Origin of the sequence: uncultured Aquabacterium sp., from assembly GCF_947366995.1 — a bacterium.
Classification (GTDB): Bacteria; Pseudomonadota; Gammaproteobacteria; order Burkholderiales; family Burkholderiaceae_C; genus Aquabacterium.
The window spans coordinates 50,237-68,401 of the sequence record NZ_CANBCC010000002.1 but is presented as its reverse complement, the minus strand read 5'-3'; the positions used below and the strand labels follow the sequence as shown (position 1 = coordinate 68,401).

General features: G+C 70.1%; 14 protein-coding genes and 1 pseudogene. 7 read left to right on the top strand and 8 right to left on the bottom strand.

Going from position 1 to position 18,165, the window contains the following annotated elements; translation table 11 throughout:
- The first annotated feature begins 145 nt into the window (after window positions 1–145).
- The 5 genes from thiC to Q0Z44_RS01245 are packed head-to-tail and all read left to right on the top strand — an operon-like array spanning window position 146 to window position 5,977.
- Complete coding sequence (gene thiC, locus Q0Z44_RS01265; RefSeq protein WP_298009035.1) at window positions 146–2,062, top strand: phosphomethylpyrimidine synthase ThiC; 1,917 nt, start codon at window positions 146–148, stop codon at window positions 2,060–2,062.
- Window positions 2,063–2,077: 15 nt separating this feature from the next.
- On the top strand, window positions 2,078–3,214 hold the full coding sequence (locus tag Q0Z44_RS01260) for an FAD-dependent oxidoreductase (protein WP_298009032.1): 1,137 nt from the start codon (window positions 2,078–2,080) through the stop codon (window positions 3,212–3,214).
- Complete coding sequence (locus Q0Z44_RS01255; RefSeq protein ID WP_298009029.1) at window positions 3,214–3,441, top strand: MoaD/ThiS family protein; 228 nt, start codon at window positions 3,214–3,216, stop codon at window positions 3,439–3,441. Before Q0Z44_RS01260 ends, Q0Z44_RS01255 begins: the two co-directional genes overlap by 1 nt.
- A 2-nt stretch (window positions 3,442–3,443) precedes the next feature.
- Window positions 3,444–4,271 (top strand): thiazole synthase, encoded by an 828-nt coding sequence (locus Q0Z44_RS01250; protein ID WP_298009026.1) that lies wholly within the window; start codon window positions 3,444–3,446, stop codon window positions 4,269–4,271.
- On the top strand, window positions 4,268–5,977 hold the full coding sequence (locus Q0Z44_RS01245; RefSeq protein WP_298009022.1) for a bifunctional hydroxymethylpyrimidine kinase/phosphomethylpyrimidine kinase: 1,710 nt from the start codon (window positions 4,268–4,270) through the stop codon (window positions 5,975–5,977). Before Q0Z44_RS01250 ends, Q0Z44_RS01245 begins: the two co-directional genes overlap by 4 nt.
- A gap of 17 nt (window positions 5,978–5,994) precedes the next feature.
- Here the strand turns inward: Q0Z44_RS01245 and Q0Z44_RS01240 are convergent, their stop codons facing one another.
- Window positions 5,995–6,480 (bottom strand): AtaL-like protein, encoded by a 486-nt coding sequence (locus Q0Z44_RS01240; protein ID WP_298009018.1) that lies wholly within the window; start codon window positions 6,478–6,480, stop codon window positions 5,995–5,997.
- Between the two features lie 314 nt (window positions 6,481–6,794).
- Here Q0Z44_RS01240 and bioB point away from each other — a divergent pair.
- Window positions 6,795–7,751, top strand: a pseudogene (bioB, locus tag Q0Z44_RS01235) (biotin synthase BioB); the annotation flags it as partial.
- A 161-nt stretch (window positions 7,752–7,912) separates the two neighbouring features.
- Window positions 7,913–9,088 (top strand): polyphosphate kinase 2, encoded by a 1,176-nt coding sequence (gene ppk2, locus Q0Z44_RS01230; RefSeq protein WP_298009012.1) that lies wholly within the window; start codon window positions 7,913–7,915, stop codon window positions 9,086–9,088.
- Between the two features lie 33 nt (window positions 9,089–9,121).
- Here the strand turns inward: ppk2 and Q0Z44_RS01225 are convergent, their stop codons facing one another.
- The 7 genes from Q0Z44_RS01225 to Q0Z44_RS01195 form a co-directional block, all read right to left on the bottom strand.
- Entirely contained in the window at window positions 9,122–9,616 is a 495-nt protein-coding gene (locus Q0Z44_RS01225) for a DUF4442 domain-containing protein (protein WP_298009009.1), read from the bottom strand.
- 70 nt (window positions 9,617–9,686) lie between these two features.
- Window positions 9,687–11,066, bottom strand: a complete 1,380-nt coding sequence (locus Q0Z44_RS01220; RefSeq protein ID WP_298009006.1) for a DUF1501 domain-containing protein — start codon at window positions 11,064–11,066, stop codon at window positions 9,687–9,689.
- Window positions 11,067–11,075: 9 nt separating this feature from the next.
- Window positions 11,076–12,875 (bottom strand): DUF1800 domain-containing protein, encoded by a 1,800-nt coding sequence (locus tag Q0Z44_RS01215; protein ID WP_298009003.1) that lies wholly within the window; start codon window positions 12,873–12,875, stop codon window positions 11,076–11,078.
- A gap of 121 nt (window positions 12,876–12,996) precedes the next feature.
- Window positions 12,997–15,300, bottom strand: coding sequence for a 5-methyltetrahydropteroyltriglutamate--homocysteine S-methyltransferase (metE, locus tag Q0Z44_RS01210; RefSeq protein WP_298009001.1), 2,304 nt, complete (start codon window positions 15,298–15,300; stop codon window positions 12,997–12,999).
- Window positions 15,301–15,452: 152 nt separating this feature from the next.
- Window positions 15,453–16,133 (bottom strand): PEP-CTERM sorting domain-containing protein, encoded by a 681-nt coding sequence (locus tag Q0Z44_RS01205; protein WP_298008998.1) that lies wholly within the window; start codon window positions 16,131–16,133, stop codon window positions 15,453–15,455.
- A gap of 96 nt (window positions 16,134–16,229) precedes the next feature.
- Window positions 16,230–16,943: an ABC transporter ATP-binding protein gene (locus Q0Z44_RS01200; protein ID WP_298008995.1), complete on the bottom strand. Its 714-nt coding sequence runs from the start codon at window positions 16,941–16,943 to the stop codon at window positions 16,230–16,232.
- Entirely contained in the window at window positions 16,940–18,163 is a 1,224-nt protein-coding gene (locus Q0Z44_RS01195) for an FtsX-like permease family protein (RefSeq protein ID WP_298008992.1), read from the bottom strand. Before Q0Z44_RS01195 ends, Q0Z44_RS01200 begins: the two co-directional genes overlap by 4 nt.
- Between the last annotated feature and the right edge of the window lie 2 nt (window positions 18,164–18,165).

The following is an 18,165-nucleotide window of genomic DNA, read 5'->3' as shown; positions in this document are numbered from 1 at the left end:
ATGGCGACCTGGGCGAGCACGGCTTCAGACAACGGCCGCGCGCCGCCAGGCTGAAGACCACGCATGGCCCTCGTCCTCCCTCCTTGCGTGGCCTGTCGGGCGCCCTCGGAGCACGTGTCATCACACCTGCCTCCAGGAGCTGCCCATGAACGCCCCCGATCCCGCCGTCGCCCTCGACACCCTGAACGAGCTCACCCGCCTGACGCGTGAGCCCTTGCCTGCGTCCCGCAAGGTCTACGTGGAAGGGAACCACCCGGGCGTGCGGGTGCCCATGCGTGAGGTCTCGCTTACCAATGGCGAAGCAGTCACGCTGTACGACTGCTCCGGCCCCTACACCGACCCGGCCGTGGCCATCGACGTGACGAAGGGCCTGCCGCCCGTGCGTGAGGCCGCCGTGGTGGCCCGAGGGGACACCGAGTTGTATGCTGGCCGCAGCGTCCAGGCCATGGACGATGGCCTGATGCCCGGCGAGCGCCACGATGCCCGCATGGCCGCCCTGCGCGAGGCCGCCGCGGGTCTGCAGCGCCAGCCACGACGAGCCAAGGCCGGCCACAACGTGTCGCAGATGCACTATGCGCGCCGCGGCATCATCACGCCCGAGATGGAGTTCGTGGCGCTGCGCGAGAACCAGCGCCGCCTGGATCTGGCCGAAGACTGGCGAGCGAAGTACGGCGCCGACGCGGAGCGCGAAGCCCGCCTGCGCGGCAACCCGATGGGCGCCATGATCCCGCGCGAGATCACGCCCGAGTTCGTGCGCGACGAGGTGGCCCGCGGCCGCGCCGTGATCCCCGCCAACATCAACCACACCGAGCTGGAGCCGATGATCATCGGCCGCAACTTCCTGGTGAAGATCAACGCGAACATCGGCAACAGCGCTGTGACGTCGTCGATTGAGGAGGAGGTGGAGAAGCTGGTGTGGTCGATCCGCTGGGGCGGCGACACCGTGATGGACCTGTCGACCGGCAAGCACATCCACACCACGCGCGACTGGATCGTGCGCAACAGCCCCGTGCCCATCGGAACCGTGCCCATCTACCAGGCGCTGGAGAAGGTGGGCGGCGTGGCCGAGGACCTGACCTGGGAGATCTTCCGTGACACGCTGATTGAGCAGGCCGAGCAGGGCGTGGACTACTTCACCATCCACGCGGGCCTGCGCCTGCACCACATCCCGATGACGGCCAAGCGCCGCACCGGCATCGTGTCGCGCGGGGGCTCGATCCTGGCCAAGTGGTGCATTGCCCATCACAAAGAGAACTTCCTCTACACGCGCTTCGAAGAGATCTGCGAGATCATGAAGGCGTACGACGTGACCTTCTCGCTGGGCGATGGCCTGCGCCCCGGTTGCCTGAGCGATGCCAACGACGAGGCGCAGTTCGCCGAATTGCAGACTCTGGGCGAGCTGACGCAGATCGCGTGGAAGCACGATGTGCAGACCATCATCGAAGGCCCGGGCCATGTGCCGATGCACATGATTCAGGCCAACATGGATGAGCAGCTCAAGCACTGCGCCGAGGCGCCCTTCTACACGCTGGGCCCGCTGACCATCGACATCGCGCCGGGCTACGACCACATCGCCTCGGCCATCGGTGCGGCGATGATCGGCTGGATGGGCACGGCCATGCTGTGCTACGTGACGCCGAAGGAGCACCTGGGCCTGCCCAACCGCGACGACGTGAAGCAGGGCCTGATCGCCTACAAGATCGCAGCGCATGCGGCCGACGTGGCCAAGGGCCACCCCGGCGCGCGGGCGCGAGATGACGCGCTCTCGCAAGCCCGGTTCGACTTCCGCTGGCAGGACCAGTTCAACCTCGGGCTGGACCCGGAAACCGCGCGCGACTTCCACGACGAGACGCTGCCCAAGGACGCCGCCAAGGTGGCGCACTTCTGCTCGATGTGCGGCCCGAAGTTCTGCTCGATGAAGATCACGCAGGAAGTGCGCGACTTTGCCGCGGCGCAGGGTGTGGGCGAAACCGACGCGCTGGCGCAGGGCATGGCGGCCAAATCCCAGGAGTTCAAGCAGGTGGGCGGGGAGCTCTACATCCCGATCAAGCCGCAGGCCTGACAGCGAGGTTTCGCGATGTCCTCATCTCCCTTGGCGCCGGGCCAGCGCATCGGCATTGCCGGGGCCGGCGTGCTGGGCCGGCTGCTGGCGTGGCACCTGTCACGGCTGGCTCATGACGTGAGCGTGTTCGATCCGGCCGACGGCCCTCTGCCCGCATTCGACGGGCGCGGCGCGGCGGGCTTCACCGCCGCCGGCATGCTGAGCCCACTGGCCGAGCTGGATGCAGCCGAACCCGATGTGGCTGGCCGCGGGTGGCACAGCATCCCCCGGTGGGCCGCGGTGGCCGCCGAGATGGGCCAGCGGGTTCAGCCCGCGCCCCAGGTGGCCCGGCTGGGCAGTCTGATGGTGGCCCATGGCCCGGACCTGGGCGCGGCGCGCCGCGTGCTGGCCCGACTGGACCAGCCGATGCCCGGGCAACCGGCGGGAGCTCTGCCGCAGCCGCTCAGCGCCACGGCGCTGGCCGAACTCGAGCCCGCCCTGCATGGCAGCAGCGGCCCACTGCATGCGTGGTGGCTGCCAGGCGAGGGCCACCTCGACACCGTGGCGATGATGCAGGCGCTGCACGACGATGCGGCGGCTGTGCGATGGCAATGGCGGATGCCGGTGGCGCAGGTCGAGCCGGGTGCCCTGCACCTGGCGGACGGCACCGTGCACCGCTTCGACCTGGTGATCGATGCACGTGGCACGGGGGCCCGGCCGGCCATGCCTGTGCGCGGCGTGCGTGGCGAGGTGGTCTGGCTGCACGCCCCCGGCCTGCGGTTGCAACGGCCGGTGCGCCTGCTGCACCCGCGCCACCGCGTCTACATCGTGCCCCGGCCGGGTGAGCGCGTGCTGGTCGGCGCCAGCGAACTTGAAACCGAAGACCGCTCGCCGATGTCGCTGCGCACCGCCGTGGAGTTGATGGCCGCCGCGCACAGCGTGGTCCCCGCGCTGGCCGAGGCCCGCATCCTGCGGCTCGACACCAACCTGCGCCCTGCCCTGCCGGACAACCGCCCCGAGGTGCAGGTGCGGGACGGCCTGGTCCGGCTCAATGGCCTGTACCGCCACGGCTGGCTGCTGGCCCCGTCGGTGGTGGACGATGCCCTCGCGCAGCTGGGATGCCCGCCCCTGCCCATGCACGACAACGCCCTTGCTCCCGACAGGATCACTTGATGAGCCACCCTGAACTGACCATCCACACCGACCTTGGCCCTTTGAAACTGCCGGCAGGCAGCACGCTGGCCGATGCGGTCGAGCGTGTGCTGGCGGGCACCGACCGCGACCCGGCCAGCGTGGCCACCGCGGTCAATGGCGGCTTCGTTGCGCGCGGTGCGCGCGCCCAACATGTCCTGGCCGACGGCGATGCCGTGCTGTGCTTCTCCCCGATCACCGGAGGCTGACCATGCTCCCCCCGAACCCCACGCCCGACACCGACGACACCTGGCGCATCGGCGACACGGTGCTGCACAGCCGATTCCTGCTGGGCACCGCCGGTTACCCCTCACCGCAGGCCCTGCAGGACGCCATCGTGGCCTCGGGCAGCCAGGTGCTCACGCTGGGCCTCAAGCGCACGCTGGCCGTACCCGGCGGAGGCGACAACGGTTTCGTGGAGATCATCCGCAACACCGCCCGCGCGCGTGGTGCACACCTGCTGCCCAACACAGCCGGGTGTCGCAGCGCCCGTGAGGCCATCACCCTGGCCCACATGGCGCGCGAGCTGCTCGGCACGCACTGGATCAAGCTGGAGGTGGTGGGCGACGAACAGACCCTGCAGCCCGACCCCTTCGAGCTGGTCGACGCGGCGCGCCAGCTCGTGGCCGACGGCTTCGAGGTGCTGCCCTACTGCACCGACGACCTGGTGAGCGGCCAGCGGCTGGTGGACGCGGGCTGCCGCGTGCTGATGCCGTGGGCCGCGCCGATCGGCTCGGGCCTCGGCCTGCTCAATCCGTGGGCCTTGCGCACGCTGCGCGCCCGGCTGCCCGGTGTCACGTTGATCGTCGATGCCGGACTGGGCGCCCCGTCGCACGCGGCCGCTGCCCTGGAGCTCGGGTTCGATGCGGTGCTGTTGAACTCGGCCGTGTCGCAATCGCGCGATCCGGTGGGCATGGCCGCGGCTTTCCGTGACGCCGTGGCAGGGGGCCGCGCCGGCTTCCGCGCCGGGCTGATGGCCACCAGCGACGTGGCGATCGCCACCACGCCCGTGGGCGGACAACCTTTCGTGCTGCTGTGACCCTCGACTCGACCCCCACGGCAGCGGCACGTCCCGTCGTCTGGAGCATCGCTGGCCTGGACCCCGCCGGCGGTGCCGGCCTGAGCGCCGATCAGCGCGCAGCCGATGCGCTCGGCGTGCACCTGTGCCCGGTGGCGGCCGTGCTGACGGCGCAGCATTCGCAAGGCGTGACCGCGCTGTTTTCCGTGCCGCCCGAGCAGCTGCACGCGCAGCTGGCCGCGCTGGCCGAAGACCTGCCGCCCCGCGTCATCAAGACCGGGCTGCTGGGCAGCGTGGCCGCCGTGCAGGCCGTGGCGCGCTGGGTGGATCACTTCCGCGCCCAGACACCACCTGGCGCCGACCCGCATCGGCAACTGGCCCTGGTCGTCGACCCGGTGCTCGGCGCCTCGGCAGGCGGTGTGCCGTTCAGCACCGAGGCCGTGCTCGAGGCCTATCGGCAGTGGCTGCTGCCGAGGGCCACGGTCGTCACACCGAACCGGGCCGAAGCACGGCGGCTGCTGAAACAGCAGGGCGGGCACACCGGCTCGCGGCAGGAACTGCCGGCACTGGCCGTCGGGCTCATGGGCCTGGGCGCCCGCAGTGTGGTGATCACCGGAGGCGACGCCCCGCCCCATGCAGCGGATGACAGCCACCCCGGCTGGTGCCTGGACTGGCTCGCCTCGGTACAGGCCCACGGCTGGCTGTGCGCCCGCCGGATCGACACGCCGCACCACCACGGCACGGGCTGCACCTTTGCCACCGGCGTGGCGGCCGCATGGGCACTCGGCCATGTCGAAGCCGATGCAATCGTGCTGGCCCACATGCTGACGCGCGACGCCCTGGCGGCCTCGCACGTTGCCGGGCAGGGCGCAGGCCCCGTGAAGGCCCGCGCCGGCTTTGCGAGCCCGGGACGCGCCCGCCTGCCGTGGCTGGGCCTGGGCGACGAACTGCCCTGGCAGCTGAGCCACGCACAGCCTGTTCGCGAGACGGCCCCGGGCACGTGCCCTGCCCCGCTGTTTGCGCCGTTTCGCGCACCCTGCGACGGCCTGTACGGCATCCTGCCCGACAGCCAGGAGCTGGGGCATGCCCTGAATGCCGGCCTGCGGCTGGTGCAGCTCCGGCACAAGGCGCGCGAGGGCCTGGACGCTCACCTGGCTCATAGCCTGAGCCTGTGCGCAGAGCGCGGCGCACAGCTCTTCGTCAACGACCACTGGCGCGACGCCCTGGCCCTGCCCCCGCGCGTCTCGGCCGCCCCCGGCTTCCGGCTGGGCCTGCACCTGGGCCAGGAAGACCTGCTGGCCCTGAGCGCCGCAGACAAGGCCATGCTGCTGGCCGAGCGCGACCGCGTCATGCTGGGACTCAGTTCACACAGTCTGTGGGAGCTCTCGCGCGCCGCCGGCTGCGGGGCCAGCCTGATCGCCTGCGGCCCGGTGATGCCGACCACCACGAAGGACATGCCCTGGCGCCCCCAGGGTGAGCACAACCTGCGTTGGTGGGTGGAGCACAGCCCGGCCCCCGTGGTGGCGATCGGCGGGCTGCTCACACCGCAGGAAGTGGCGCGCTTCGCGGCCTGCGGGCCGGCCGCGGTGTGCGTGGTGCGCGGGCTGGGCGAAGGGGCTTCCGAGATGGCTGCCCGTGCGCCGGCCCTGCGGGCGGCTGCGGCCACCCCGCGGGACGGGCGCCCCACCCCTGCATTGCCTGCGCCGGTGCTGGACACCGGCCCATGAAGGAAAAGGGGCCGGGCTCAGCTCGACAACGGGTTCAGCTGGCCCGCTTGCAGCCACTCGCGCAAGGTGATGACCATGTCGCGGTCGTTGTGCAACCAGGCGCTGTGGCGGTAGTCGTTGTAGTAAGCCTCTTCCTGCGTCTGCTCGGCCAGCGCCTCGTAGATGAAACGCAGCACCATCTGGCGGGGTTGGGGCTCTTCGATGCGGATGGTCAGGCGGATGGGGGCGGTCTCGCCATGGACTTCGGGGGTGAACACCAGGCACTCTTCGGTGTCGAGCTGCACCCGATCGGTCAGCGTGTGAGGCCCGAAGCGCAAGGTGCGCGCGATCACGCCGGCCGCCGGCTCGTGCCAGTCGCACCCCTCGGGCCCGTTCGGAAAGCGCTGAGGCGCTTTCACCCGCTGCATCAGGCCGCGCCACAGCTGTGCGCGCGTGAAGGGCGGCATGGCCTCGCCAAAGACCGGGTCCGGCGAGTTGATCTCGATGAGGTGTTCGAATCGCATGGCGCGAGCTTAACGCCAGCGCCCTGCCCCCTGCCCGTGGCCCGCGTTGGCGGCCCGGAATTCCACATGCCGGCAACCGTGGGCACCGGGGCGACTAAACTTCGCCCTGGGCTCACAAGGCCCCCGTTTCTTTCGTCCGTTCACACCAGCCGCGACCCGGTGCGGCCCGATCCATGTCCCAGTGCGCCACCTCCTCCACCGCCGCCCCTGTGTCCGAGCCGGCCGCCCAGCCCGTTCAGATCGTGCCCCGCAAGTCGGTGCTCAACAGCCATGGCTGCGGAGGCGACTGCACCGACCCGAACTTCGACAACGGCCGCTGGCCGCGCTCGAAGGTGCTGGAGTTGTTCAATCTGCCCTTCAACGACCTGCTGTGGCAGGCCCAGCAGGTGCACCGCCAGCACTGGGACGCCAACGAGATCGAACACGCCACGCTGCTGTCGGTCAAGACGGGCGGCTGCCCGGAAGACTGCGGCTACTGCCCGCAATCGGCCAGCCATGACACCGGGGTCGAAGCCAGCAAGCTGATGTCGCCCGACGAGGTGCGCGAAGCGGTTGTCGCCGCGCGCGATGCCGGTGCCAGCCGCTTCTGCATGGGCGCCGCCTGGCGTGCACCGAAGGACCGCGACATCGAAAAGGTGGCCGAACTGATCGGCGTGATCAAGGAAGAAGGCCTGGAAGCCTGCTGCACGCTGGGCATGCTGACCGACACGCAGGCACAGGCCCTGAAGGACGCAGGCCTGGACTACTACAACCACAACCTCGACACCGCACCCGAGCTGTACGGCGACATCATCACCACCCGTGACATGCAGGACCGCCTGGACACGCTGGCCCATGTGCGCAGCGCCAGCATCAAGGTGTGCAGCGGCGGCATCGTCGGCATGGGTGAAACGCGCGAAGGCCGCGCCGGCCTGATCGCGCAGCTGGCCAACCTGCCAACCTACCCCGAGTCGGTGCCGATCAACGACCTGGTGCGCGTGCCCGGCACGCCGCTGGCCGACACGCCCCAGCTGGACCCGCTGGAGTTCGTGCGCACCATCGCCGTGGCCCGCATCACCATGCCGACCGCCCGCGTGCGCCTGTCGGCCGGCCGTCAGGCCATGAGCGAAGCCGTGCAGGCGTTGTGCTTCCTGGCCGGCGCCAATTCCATCTTCTACGGCGACAAGCTGCTGACCACCGGCAACCCCGAGTTCGACAAGGACCAGGCGCTGATGGCCAAGCTGGGCCTCAAGAGCGGCAAGGCCGTGACAGCCAAGGCGCAGACCGCTTGATCGTCGGGCATCCGGCCGGAGCGCCCGACAAGGGCATTCGGTCAGATGTCACACTGCCGATTTGATCTGGCTCAGGTTGGGCGGGGCAGGCGGCCGCGCAGCATTGCACTCAGGCGCGCATGAGCGTACGTTCGATTGTTTCAGAACGATGACACACGCTCATGGACAAACCCGCCAAGCCTGCCTCTTCCCGCTCTGCCGCCTCGCGCACGACGCCGCGCACGGCATCCCGGCCAGCGCGCACCCCGCGTCGCGCCGTGGCAGGTGACGTGATCCACAGCACCCGCCCCGACCACATCGAAGCCGCCGTGGCCCGCGAGGCCACCGAGGCCCGCCAGTACGCCCAGGTGGCCGCCCTCGACGACATCGTGCGGCAGACCCCGCCCGAAGAGCTGGCCCGGGCGATCGACTCGCTGCTGGAGGGCGCCTCGCCCGATGACGCGGCCGTGCTGCGCGCCGCGCTGCAGGGGCGACTCGACCGCCATGCACCGCGCGTCAACCCCGACGAGGAACTGGCGCCCACGTGGCGTGATGCCTCGACCTACCCGTACCGCAACCTCATGGCCCGCAAGAGCTATGAGAAGCAGAAGTACCGCCTGCAGGTGGAACTGCTGAAGCTGCAGGCCTGGGTCAAGGCGACCGGCCAGAAGGTGGTGATCCTGTTCGAGGGTCGCGATGCGGCCGGCAAGGGTGGCACCATCAAACGCTTCATGGAGCACCTCAACCCGCGGGGCGCCCGCGTGGTCGCGCTGGAAAAACCCAGCGAAGTCGAAAAGGGTCAGTGGTACTTCCAGCGCTATGTGCAGCACCTGCCCACGGCCGGCGAGATCGTGCTGTTCGACCGCAGCTGGTACAACCGCGCCGGCGTGGAACACGTGATGGGCTTCTGCTCGGCCGAGGAGTACCGCGAGTTCATGCGCCAGGCGCCGGAGTTCGAGCGCAACCTGGTGCGGTCGGGCGTGCACCTGATCAAGTTCTGGTTCTCGGTGAGCCGCAAGGAGCAGCGCCGCCGCTTCAAGGAGCGTGAAACGCACCCGCTCAAGCAGTGGAAGCTCTCGCCGGTGGACCTGGCCTCACTCGACAAGTGGGACGACTACACGCGCGCCAAGGAAGCGATGTTCTTCCACACCGACACGGCCGATGCGCCGTGGACCGTGATCAAGAGCGATTGCAAGAAGCGCGCACGCCTGAACGCCATGCGCTATGTGCTGCACAAGCTGCCCTACGCCAACCGCGATCTGAGCCACGTGGCCCAGCCCGACCCCTTGCTGGTGGGCCGCGCCAACGTGGTGTACGAACGCGGCGAGCACCCCGGCGAGGTGCCGGTGGAGGCCTGACCAAAGTGGCGTGGCGCGACGCCCGCGTAGGGGTCAGCGCCGGGCCTTGGGAACCCAGGCCCAGACCATGCGGGCCTCGATCGGGGTCTCGCCGGCGGCGTCGGTGATGCGCACGGCCACCGTCACCTCGCCCTTGTCCTGCGCGTGCATCAGCGCGATCTGCTCTTCACTGAGGTGGGCCTCCGCGCGCAGGTCGCCCTGGGCGCGGCGCAGGTAGTCGATCTGCATCGTCTTGATCAGGGGCAGTTTGTCATCGGGCAGGTGCATGCCGACACTGAAGCCTGTGGCCGTTTCAGCCAGCAGCGCCATGCCGGCGGCGTGCACGCCCTTGATGTGGTTCTGCACCGGCCGGCGGTTGCGGATGCCGACCACCACCCGCCGCGCGCTCACTTCTTCGAAGCGCAGCCCCGCCGTGCCCACCAGCGGCACGATGCGGCCCAGAATGAGGCTGACCACGCGCACACGCAGCGCGGTCGGAAGTGCTTCGAAACGGGCCAGGGTCCGGGCAAGCTGGTTGGGACGGGTCATGCAATCGCCTTCAAACGCCAAGGTACCGCATGGTACCCGCACAAGGCGATGCGCGCATGGGCGTGTCCCGTCAGGCCGACAGCAGTGACGCCAGCGGCGACGCATCGAACCGCCTCTGGCCCGGCACCACCTGCTCCAGTTCGGACGAGGGCACGCCGAACCAGCGGGCGAGCGCCGCGCCGAGTTGCTGCACCGCCAGCGTGGGCAGCAGCCGGCCCTGGCCGACATGGTGATCGCCGTCCAGCCCAGCCGGCGGCAGCGTGCCGTAGAGCGCCCCACCCTGCACGGCACCGCCGAGCATCAGGTGGTGTCCGCCCCAGCCGTGGTCCGACCCATCGCCGTTGCTGGTGAGCGTGCGGCCGAAATCGCTGGCGGTGAAGCTCGTGACCTGGTCGGCAAGGCCCAGTCGATCGACCTCGGTTTGAAAGGCGGCCAGCGCAGCCGCCACCTGGGCCAGCAGCTCCGGATGGCGCGCGCGCAGGTTGTCGTGCAGGTCGAAGCCGCCCAATTGCACGAAAAACACCTGGCGACGCAGCCCCAGCGTGGCGTGGGCCGCCATCAGCCGGGCCACCATGCCGAGTTGCAGCCCCAGCGAGGTCGATGTGTCGAACCCCGACGGGGTGGCGATGCCGGACAGCGCGGTCCGCAGGCGGGCATTCACGTCGATCGCGCGCGCCATGATGCGCGCATGCTCGCCGGCCAGCAGGTGCGGCTGGGCCGTGTCGGTGACGAGGCTGCGGAAGGCCGCCTCGCACGCCGCCGAGCCAAACAGCCCGCCCTCCAGCGCGGCCAGGGAAGGCACGCCGGTGGGCGCGAGCATATAGGGCACGATGGTATCCCCCGCAAGGAACACGGCCTGCCCGGCGGTGTTGATGCACGTGAGCGCGGCCACGCTGTTGCCCGAGAGCACCGCATCGGCCGCCCGCCCGCCCCAGCCCGACAGGGCGCCTTCGGGCGCGCCGCTCTGCCACACCGATTGTTGGTCGTTGTGCGAGAACAGGCGCGGCGGCAGTGGCACGCGCGCTGCACGGTAGTCGGCCAGTGAGGTGGGCTGCACGAGCGGGCCGATGTTGGCCAGCCACGCGAGCCGCCCGTCGCGCCAGGGCGCCATCAGCGGCAGCAGGGCCGGGTGCATGGCCACCGCCCGCCCCGAAGCGATGGGCCCGAGTGTGGTGGCGGCCAGATCGTCGCGCGGCAAGGCCAGCATGCCGCGGGCCGCGGCATAGGTGGCGTGCTCGGCCGGGTCCACCGGGATCAGCGTGTTGGCGTGGTCGTTGCCGCCCTGCAGGAAGACGCAGACCAGGGCCTTGTAGTCATCGCCCGGCGAGGCTGCTGCGGCCGCCTCGGCCATGTGCGACAGGTTGAGGGCCAGCGGTGCGGCCACGCCGGCCATCGACAGCGCGGCGCTGCGGCGCAGGAATGCGCGTCGGCTCAGAAGGGAATGGGTCATGGCGGGGCTTCAGCGCTGCACGAGGTACTGCGGGCAGGTCATGATCAGGAAGAAGGCGGCCACCACGCGGTTGCGGCGCTCGGTGTCGGACACCACGGTGATGCTGCCCACGGCGCTGCGGAGGGTGCTCACGGTGGCAGGACTCAACGTGCCGGCCCCGAGGTACAGCGCCAGCTGGTCCACCAGCGTGTCGGGCGTGTCGGCCAGCGCAAGCCAGCGGGCATAGTCGGGCTCGAGGCCGCCCGCACCGAACGGCATCACCGCCAGCAGGAAGTTGGCATAGCCCATCACGGTGGACTCGTTGGTGATCTGGAACTCGGGGGCGACCAGACCGCGTGCCGCCATGCCGGTGCCCACCGGCACATGCCCGGGCCGGAAGAAGTTGAAGACCGACGGCGCACGCAATGGCGCCTGCCCCAAGGTGTCGCTGCCCGACAGATCGGGAAAGGCCCACTGGCCATCGACCGAACGCACCTGCGCCAGGCGCAGCCAGTGCAGCAGCCGCAGGATGGGCTCGCGCAGCTTGCCATCGGTGAGCGTGCCTGTTGCGGCGGTGTGGCGGATCGCGGGGCGGGCTTCCGGGTCAGCCAGCACCGCATGGACCACCCGCGCAAGGTTGCCACGCTCGCCATTCGTGTCGGCCGCATTGAAAACGAGCGCCACGCGGCGCACATAGTCCGGGCTGGGGTTGCTGCACACCAGGCGCTGGATCAGCTGGCGGGCGATGAAAGGCCCCACGTTGGGATGGGCACACAGCGCGTCCAGCGCCATGCCGAGCGCGGTGGGCCCTGGCGTGCCGGCCGCCACCACGCGCCCGTCAATCAGGCGTTTGGCCCCTTCGTCGTGGCGCTCCGGGTGGAAGTCCATCGGCTGGCGGAGGTAGTCGAACGGCCCTTCCGGATCGAGCGGATTGAAGCCGTCGACGTCCCAGCCGGTGAACACCCGTGCCAGTTCACTGACCGTGTCCGGGTTGTACGTGGCCTGCTGCGGCGTGCTCGGTGTGCCATCGATCTGCAGGGCATCCAGCCCGATGCTGAACAACTGCATCAGCTCACGCGCGTAGTTCTCGTCAGGCTGTCGCCCCTGACCATCGGCGCGGGCGCTGCCGCGCATGCTGAGGTAGACGCCCATGGCGGGCGACAGCGTGATCGCCTCGAGCAGCGAGCGGAACGAGCCAAAGCAGTGCTGTTCGAGCAGCTCCCACCAGGCCATGCAGGCGAACTGCTTCCAGTAGGCCACCATGTTGAGCGGAGAGACGACAAAGATCTCGCTGAGGGCGAGCACGACACGCTGACGCAGCACATCGGGCGCGGTGCTGAGGCGCCGCCACAGCACCCGGTCGAGCCCGAAATCACCGCGGGCGTAAAGCCGGTTGTTGAAGCCCATGGCGAGGCCCCAGTCCCACACGGAGGCCGGCACGGGCATGGCGACCTGCGCATCGAACCACGCCTCGGCACCGTCGCGCACCAGGGTGTCGACCTCGGCCGGCGTGGCGCCCAGCCCGCCCTGGGCCAGCAGGCGGGCAGCGCGCTCGGGCGTCATGGCCTCGAAGGGCTGCGCGGCGCCGCGGCAGGCGGGCTCGGCAGCGGCGGCCGCAGCACTGAGGCCCGTGCAACCGGGCGGCACCGCCGACGGCTCGGCACGCGGTGCCGTCGGCGAGCCGCCGCCACCACACGCGCTCAGCACGCCGCCGGCCACGCTTGCCGAGAACGCCATCGCGCCGCGGCGCAGCGGCCCTGCCCCGGCATGCGCCGGGGCACCGGGCAGCCCGGCCGCGCATGCCGCCTCCACCGTGTCCGTCATCGCCATTTCCCCCTGTTTCTTTATGGATGCGGGCACTGTAGGCGGGCCGTGTGTCAGCACTCAAGGCGCGTTACGCCTTGCTGACATGTTTGGGGGGGTGGGCGTGCACAAAACAACAACAGACCCCTCAGGCGGCTCGGGCCACCTCGTCCGGCAGCGCCCATCGCGCGCGCAACGCCTTGGCCGCCGCCACCATGTTGGCCAGCGCAGCGCGGGTTTCAGGCCAGCCCCGTGTCTTCAGGCCGCAGTCGGGGTTGACCCACAGCCGGTCCGGTGGGATCACGCTGGCGGCCCGCACCAGCAGGGTCGTCATCGCGGTCACGCTGGGCACCCGGGGGGAGTGGATGTCGTACACGCCTGGCCCGATCGCGTTGGGGTAGGCAAAGGCCCCGAACCCGTCGAGCAGCGCCATCGCCGAACGTGCGGTCTCGATGGTGATGACATCGGCGTCGAGCGCGGCAATGGCCGGCAGGATGTCGTTGAACTCGGAGTAGCACATGTGGGTGTGGATCTGCGTCTCGTCCCGCACGCCACACGAGGCGACCTTGAAGGCGCGCACGGCCCAGTCGAGGTAATGCGGCCAGTCACTGCGGCGCAGCGGCAGCCCCTCGCGGAAGGCCGGCTCGTCGATCTGGATCAGGCGGATGCCGGCGCGCTCGAGGTCGAGTACCTCGTCGCGCACGGCCAGCGCGAGCTGCAGCGCGGTCTGCTCGCGCGGCTGGTCGTCGCGCACGAAGGACCACTGCAGCAGCGTGACAGGGCCGGTGAGCATGCCCTTCATCGGCCGCTCGGTCAGCGACTGCGCATACCGCGTGGTCTCGACGGTGATGGGCTCGGGCCGCAGCACGTCGCCATACAGGATCGGCGGTTTCACGCAGCGCGAGCCATAGCTCTGCACCCAGCCGTGGTCGGTGAAGGCAAAGCCGAAGAGCTGTTCGCCGAAGTATTCGACCATGTCGTTGCGCTCGGCCTCGCCATGCACCAGCACATCCAGACCGAGCGTCTCCTGCTCGCGCACCGCCAGCCGGATCTCGTCGCGGATGCGGTGCAGGTAGGCCATGGCCGAGAGCTCGCCCCGGCGGTGGGCCGCACGCGTCTGGCGGATGGCGGCCGTCTGCGGGAAGGAGCCGATGGTGGTGGTGGGGAGCGGCGGCAGACCCAGCGCCTGCTGTTGCCGCACCGCGCGCTCGGCAAAGGGCAGCCCCCGCTGTGCCATGTCGGCCGTGACCTGCGCCAACCGGCGCTGCACCGCGCGGTGCGTGACACGGGGCGAGGCCCGGCGCCCCGCCACGGCCGCTTCCGCCTGCGCGAGGGCCTCGGCCACGGCGGGCTCGCCTTCATCGAGTGCGCGCGCCAGCACGTGCAGCTCGTCGAGCTTCTCGGTGGCGAAGGCCAGCCAGCTGCGCAGCTCCGGATCGAGCCGCGTTTCGGGCGCCAGGCTCACCGGCACGTGCAGCAGCGAGCAACTGGGCGCCAGCCACAGCTTGTCACCCCAGGCTGCGCTGGCGTCCTGCACCTGGGCCAGCACGCGACGCAGGTCGGTGCGCCAGATGTTGCGGCCATCGACCACGCCAAGCGACAACACCCGGTCACGCGGCCAGGCGGCCAGCCAGGCGGGCAGCTGCTGCGGTGCGCGCACCAGGTCAAGGTGCACGCCGTCCAGCGGCAGCGCGGCCAGCGCCTCGGCATGTTCGGCCGCAGAGCCGAAGGGCAAGGCCAGCAGCGTCTTCAGGCCCTCGACCTGCAAGGCCGCACAGCTGGCAGGCAAGGCCGCACGCCAGGCTTCGGGCAGATCCAGGCAGAGTACCGGCTCGTCGATCTGCACCCACGCCGCACCGCGGCGCTGCAACACGGTCAACAGGCGCTGGTAGGCGGCCAGCACGCGGGGCAGCAGATCCAGCCGGTCGGTTGCGGCACCGCCATCCCAGCGCGCCAGCCACAGCAGCGTCAACGGGCCGGGCAGCGCCACCTTGACGGCGTGGCCCAGCGCACGCGCTTCGTCCACCTCGTCAAACAGCCAAGACACGCCGCCGTCGAAGCGGGTGTGCTCGTCGAACTCGGGCACGAGGTGGTGGTAGTTGGTGTCGAACCACTTGGTCATGTCCATGGCCGGGTGGTCGGCGTTGCCACGGGCCAGCGCGAAGTACTGCGCGAGGGTCAGCGCCCGCGCATCGAACCCGAAACGCCGCGGCAACGCGCCGAGGGTGGCGCACAGGGTCAGGATGTGGTCGTACCAGGCAAAGTCGCCCACGGTGACGAAGGCCAGCCCGGCCTCGCGCTGGGCTTGCCAGTGGCGCGCGCGCAGGCTGCGGCCGGTGTCCTGCAGGCGGGTGGCGTCCGGGTCTTCCCCGCGCCAGAACGCCTCGAGCGCGTGCTTGAGTTCGCGGTGGGCGCCGATGCGCGGAAAGCCAAGGATGTGGGTGGTGGTCATGGACTTGATTCATCAGTCGGGATGGCAGGAGTCTGGCCACGCTCACACCATGAATCAAGCGAGATGTTTTCAGCAACACATGAACCGAATTCATGCATCAAAAAACAAAAAAGGCCCCGAAGGGCCTTTCATACCGTGCGGCGAATCCGCGTTCAGGCTGCGCGGCGACGCACGAGCGCCAGGCCGGCAAGGCCCAGCGCCATCAGGCCGAAGGTTCCGGCTTCGGGCACGGGCGTGACACGCACCAGGTCCTGGTAGCTGCCATTGCTCAGCTTCTCGACCTTGACCAGCGACGGGCCTTCCCAGTTGTAGGCGGCGCTCAGGTAGCTGTTGGCGAGGCTGGCGAGGCTCAGACCGCTGGTGCTCGTGTCGTTGACGTACAGCGTGCCGCTGCCCTTGGTCAGGCTGGCGGTGCTGGCGGTCTCGTGCATGATTTCCCACACGGCCAGTTGCAGGGCGGCGTACTCGAGGCCGCTGTCGACCTTGGCCGTGCCCGAGAACGTGGCAACAGACGAGAACAGGCCCTGGAGCAGGGCCTGGTCGGTGCTGCCGAAGGTGCCCACGTAATACGTCTGCCAGTTGCTGCTCGTGAACTGGCTGATCTCGGCGCAGAAGGCCAGGAAGCTCTTGCCCGCGCTGGTGGTGACCTGGAACGAGCCGGCGTCGACGGACACAGTGTCCCAGCCGTACTTCACCGAGGTGGCGGCGTGGGTGGACGTGCTGGTGTAGCCGTCCGTTTTGAGCGTGATCGGGGTGCCGGTCGCGTGGGCGGCACCCAGGCCGAGACCAAAACCGAGCGCCGTCGCCACTGCGGCGCGTTGAATGAATGCCATGCCCTGTCCTTGCGGTGTGAGAAGAATTCTTCTGAAGACCCCATCGACTCTACGGAGAAGAGCGTCGCCTTTCCATCCCTCAGGCCAGTGGTTCCGCTATGCCAGTGGCTGACTCGGCCCGTCGCGGGCGATCCGGCCGTCCACCAGCTCGATGATGCGGTCGCAACGTGCTGCCAGCCGGGGATCGTGGGTGACGATGAGGAAGGCCGTGTGGCCCTGGCCGTGCACCTCGCGCAGCAGCCGGAACACCTCGTCCGACGAGGCGGTGTCGAGGTTGCCGGTGGGCTCGTCGGCCAGGATCAGCGCGGGCTCGAGCATCAGCGCCCGCGCGATCGCGACGCGCTGCTGCATGCCGCCCGAGAGCTGAGCGGGCCGTCGGTCCACCGCGTCGGCCAGCCCCACCGCCTTGAGCAAGGCCACTCCGCGTGCGCGCTGCGCGGCACCCACGTGGCCGTCACGGACCAGCGCCGGCAGCGTGACGTTCTCGATCGCCGAGAAGGCCGGCAGCAGGTGGTGGAACTGGAAGACGAAGCCCAGGGCCTCGCGGCGCAGGCGGGTCAGTTCGTCGTCGGACAGCGCCTGCACAGCCTGACCCAGCAGGCGGTGTTCGCCCGAGGAGGGCCGCTCCAGCAGGCCGAGAATGTTGAGCAACGTGCTCTTGCCCGAGCCGGACGGGCCGATCAGCGCGACGAATTCGCCGCGCGCCAGGCCGAGGTCGAGCGTGTGCAGCACCTGCACCTCGTTGGGCTGGCCGGCGTTGTAGGTCTTGCTCAGGCTGCGCAGGCGCAGCAGCTCGGTGGCGTCGTTCATAGTCGGATGGCCTGGGCCGGGTCCATGCGGGCGGCGCGACGGGCCGGCGCCATGGCGGCCAGCACCCCGGCCACCAGCGTGACGCCGACCGCCTGCAGCGCCATCTCGGGCGGCAGCGTGATGGCGAACAGGGGCAGGCCGTCGGCCCCGCGCACAAAGGTGGTGAAGGCCTTGATCATGGCCATGGACAGCACCACGCCGGCCAGCGACCCGAGCGTGCCGACCAGCGCGCCCTGCAACAGGAACACGCGCAGGATCTGCGCCCGCGTGGCCCCCATGGCGCGCAGGATGCCGATCTCGCGCTGCTTCTGCACCACCGACACCACCAGCACGCTGGCAATGCCCATGACAACCACCACCATGACCACGCCCCGGATCAGCGTCGTGCTGATGGTCTGGGCATTCAAGGCCGTGACAAGCTGCGCGTTGCTTTCCTGCCAGCTCTCGACCTTGTAGGGCAGCTCGCGCCCCAGTTCGTCGGCCAGCGAGCGTGCGGCCCACACATCGGCCAGCCGCAGATCCAGCTGGGTGACGCCGCCCGCCACATCGAGCAGGCTTTGCGCCGCGCGCAACGGCATGATGACGACGCGGCGGTTGAGGTCCTTCACGCCGAGGTCGACCAGCCCGCTGATGCGCAGCGTGTCGGTGCGATCGCCTGTGGAGACCGTGAGCCGATCGCCCACGCGCAAGCCCAGGTCACGTGCCAGCGTCTGGCCGATGATGGCCTCGCCCGGGCCCATGCGCAGCGCGCCATCGACGAGCTTGTCGCGCAGGTTGACGATGCGGTCGTACAGCGCCAGTTCCACCCCGGTGATCGCGACCGCGCGCGTGGCCTCGCCCCGCCGGGCCAGCGCCGCGCCGGCTGCCATCGGCGACACCGCATCGACGCCCGGCCGTCGCGCCAGCGACTGCTGCAGGGCCGGCCAGTTGGCCACGGTGCGCAGCCGCTGGGCCCGGGCCTGGGTCTCGCTCAGCACGAGCGTGTCGCCCGCGCGCGGCCAGGCCGGCGTCACGACCTCATCGGGCGGCGAGAGCACCACATGCGCCTGCGCCCCGAGCGTGCGATTCAGTGTGTTGGCCTGCAGGCCGGTGACCAGGGCGGAGATGTAGGCCACCACCGCCACGCCGGCGGCCACGCCTGCGATGATCAGGACGCTCTGAAAGCGCCCCTCGCGCAGGAAGCGCACCGCCACCTGCCATTCGAATCCGATGCCTCGCATGG

Excerpts from the sequence above, each read along its gene's own strand:
- thiC (WP_298009035.1), top strand. The coding sequence starts at position 146 with ATGAACGCCCCCGATCCCGCCGTCGCCCTCGACACCCTGAACGAGCTC.
- Q0Z44_RS01260 (WP_298009032.1), top strand. The coding sequence starts at position 2,078 with ATGTCCTCATCTCCCTTGGCGCCGGGCCAGCGCATCGGCATTGCCGGG.
- Q0Z44_RS01255 (WP_298009029.1), top strand. The coding sequence starts at position 3,214 with ATGAGCCACCCTGAACTGACCATCCACACCGACCTTGGCCCTTTGAAA.
- Q0Z44_RS01250 (WP_298009026.1), top strand. The coding sequence starts at position 3,444 with ATGCTCCCCCCGAACCCCACGCCCGACACCGACGACACCTGGCGCATC.
- Q0Z44_RS01240 (WP_298009018.1), bottom strand. The coding sequence starts at position 6,480 with ATGCGATTCGAACACCTCATCGAGATCAACTCGCCGGACCCGGTCTTT.
- ppk2 (WP_298009012.1), top strand. The coding sequence starts at position 7,913 with ATGGACAAACCCGCCAAGCCTGCCTCTTCCCGCTCTGCCGCCTCGCGC.
- Q0Z44_RS01225 (WP_298009009.1), bottom strand. The coding sequence starts at position 9,616 with ATGACCCGTCCCAACCAGCTTGCCCGGACCCTGGCCCGTTTCGAAGCA.
- Q0Z44_RS01220 (WP_298009006.1), bottom strand. The coding sequence starts at position 11,066 with ATGACCCATTCCCTTCTGAGCCGACGCGCATTCCTGCGCCGCAGCGCC.
- Q0Z44_RS01215 (WP_298009003.1), bottom strand. The coding sequence starts at position 12,875 with ATGGCGATGACGGACACGGTGGAGGCGGCATGCGCGGCCGGGCTGCCC.
- metE (WP_298009001.1), bottom strand. The coding sequence starts at position 15,300 with ATGACCACCACCCACATCCTTGGCTTTCCGCGCATCGGCGCCCACCGC.
- Q0Z44_RS01205 (WP_298008998.1), bottom strand. The coding sequence starts at position 16,133 with ATGGCATTCATTCAACGCGCCGCAGTGGCGACGGCGCTCGGTTTTGGT.
- Q0Z44_RS01200 (WP_298008995.1), bottom strand. The coding sequence starts at position 16,943 with ATGAACGACGCCACCGAGCTGCTGCGCCTGCGCAGCCTGAGCAAGACC.
- Q0Z44_RS01195 (WP_298008992.1), bottom strand. The coding sequence starts at position 18,163 with ATGCGAGGCATCGGATTCGAATGGCAGGTGGCGGTGCGCTTCCTGCGC.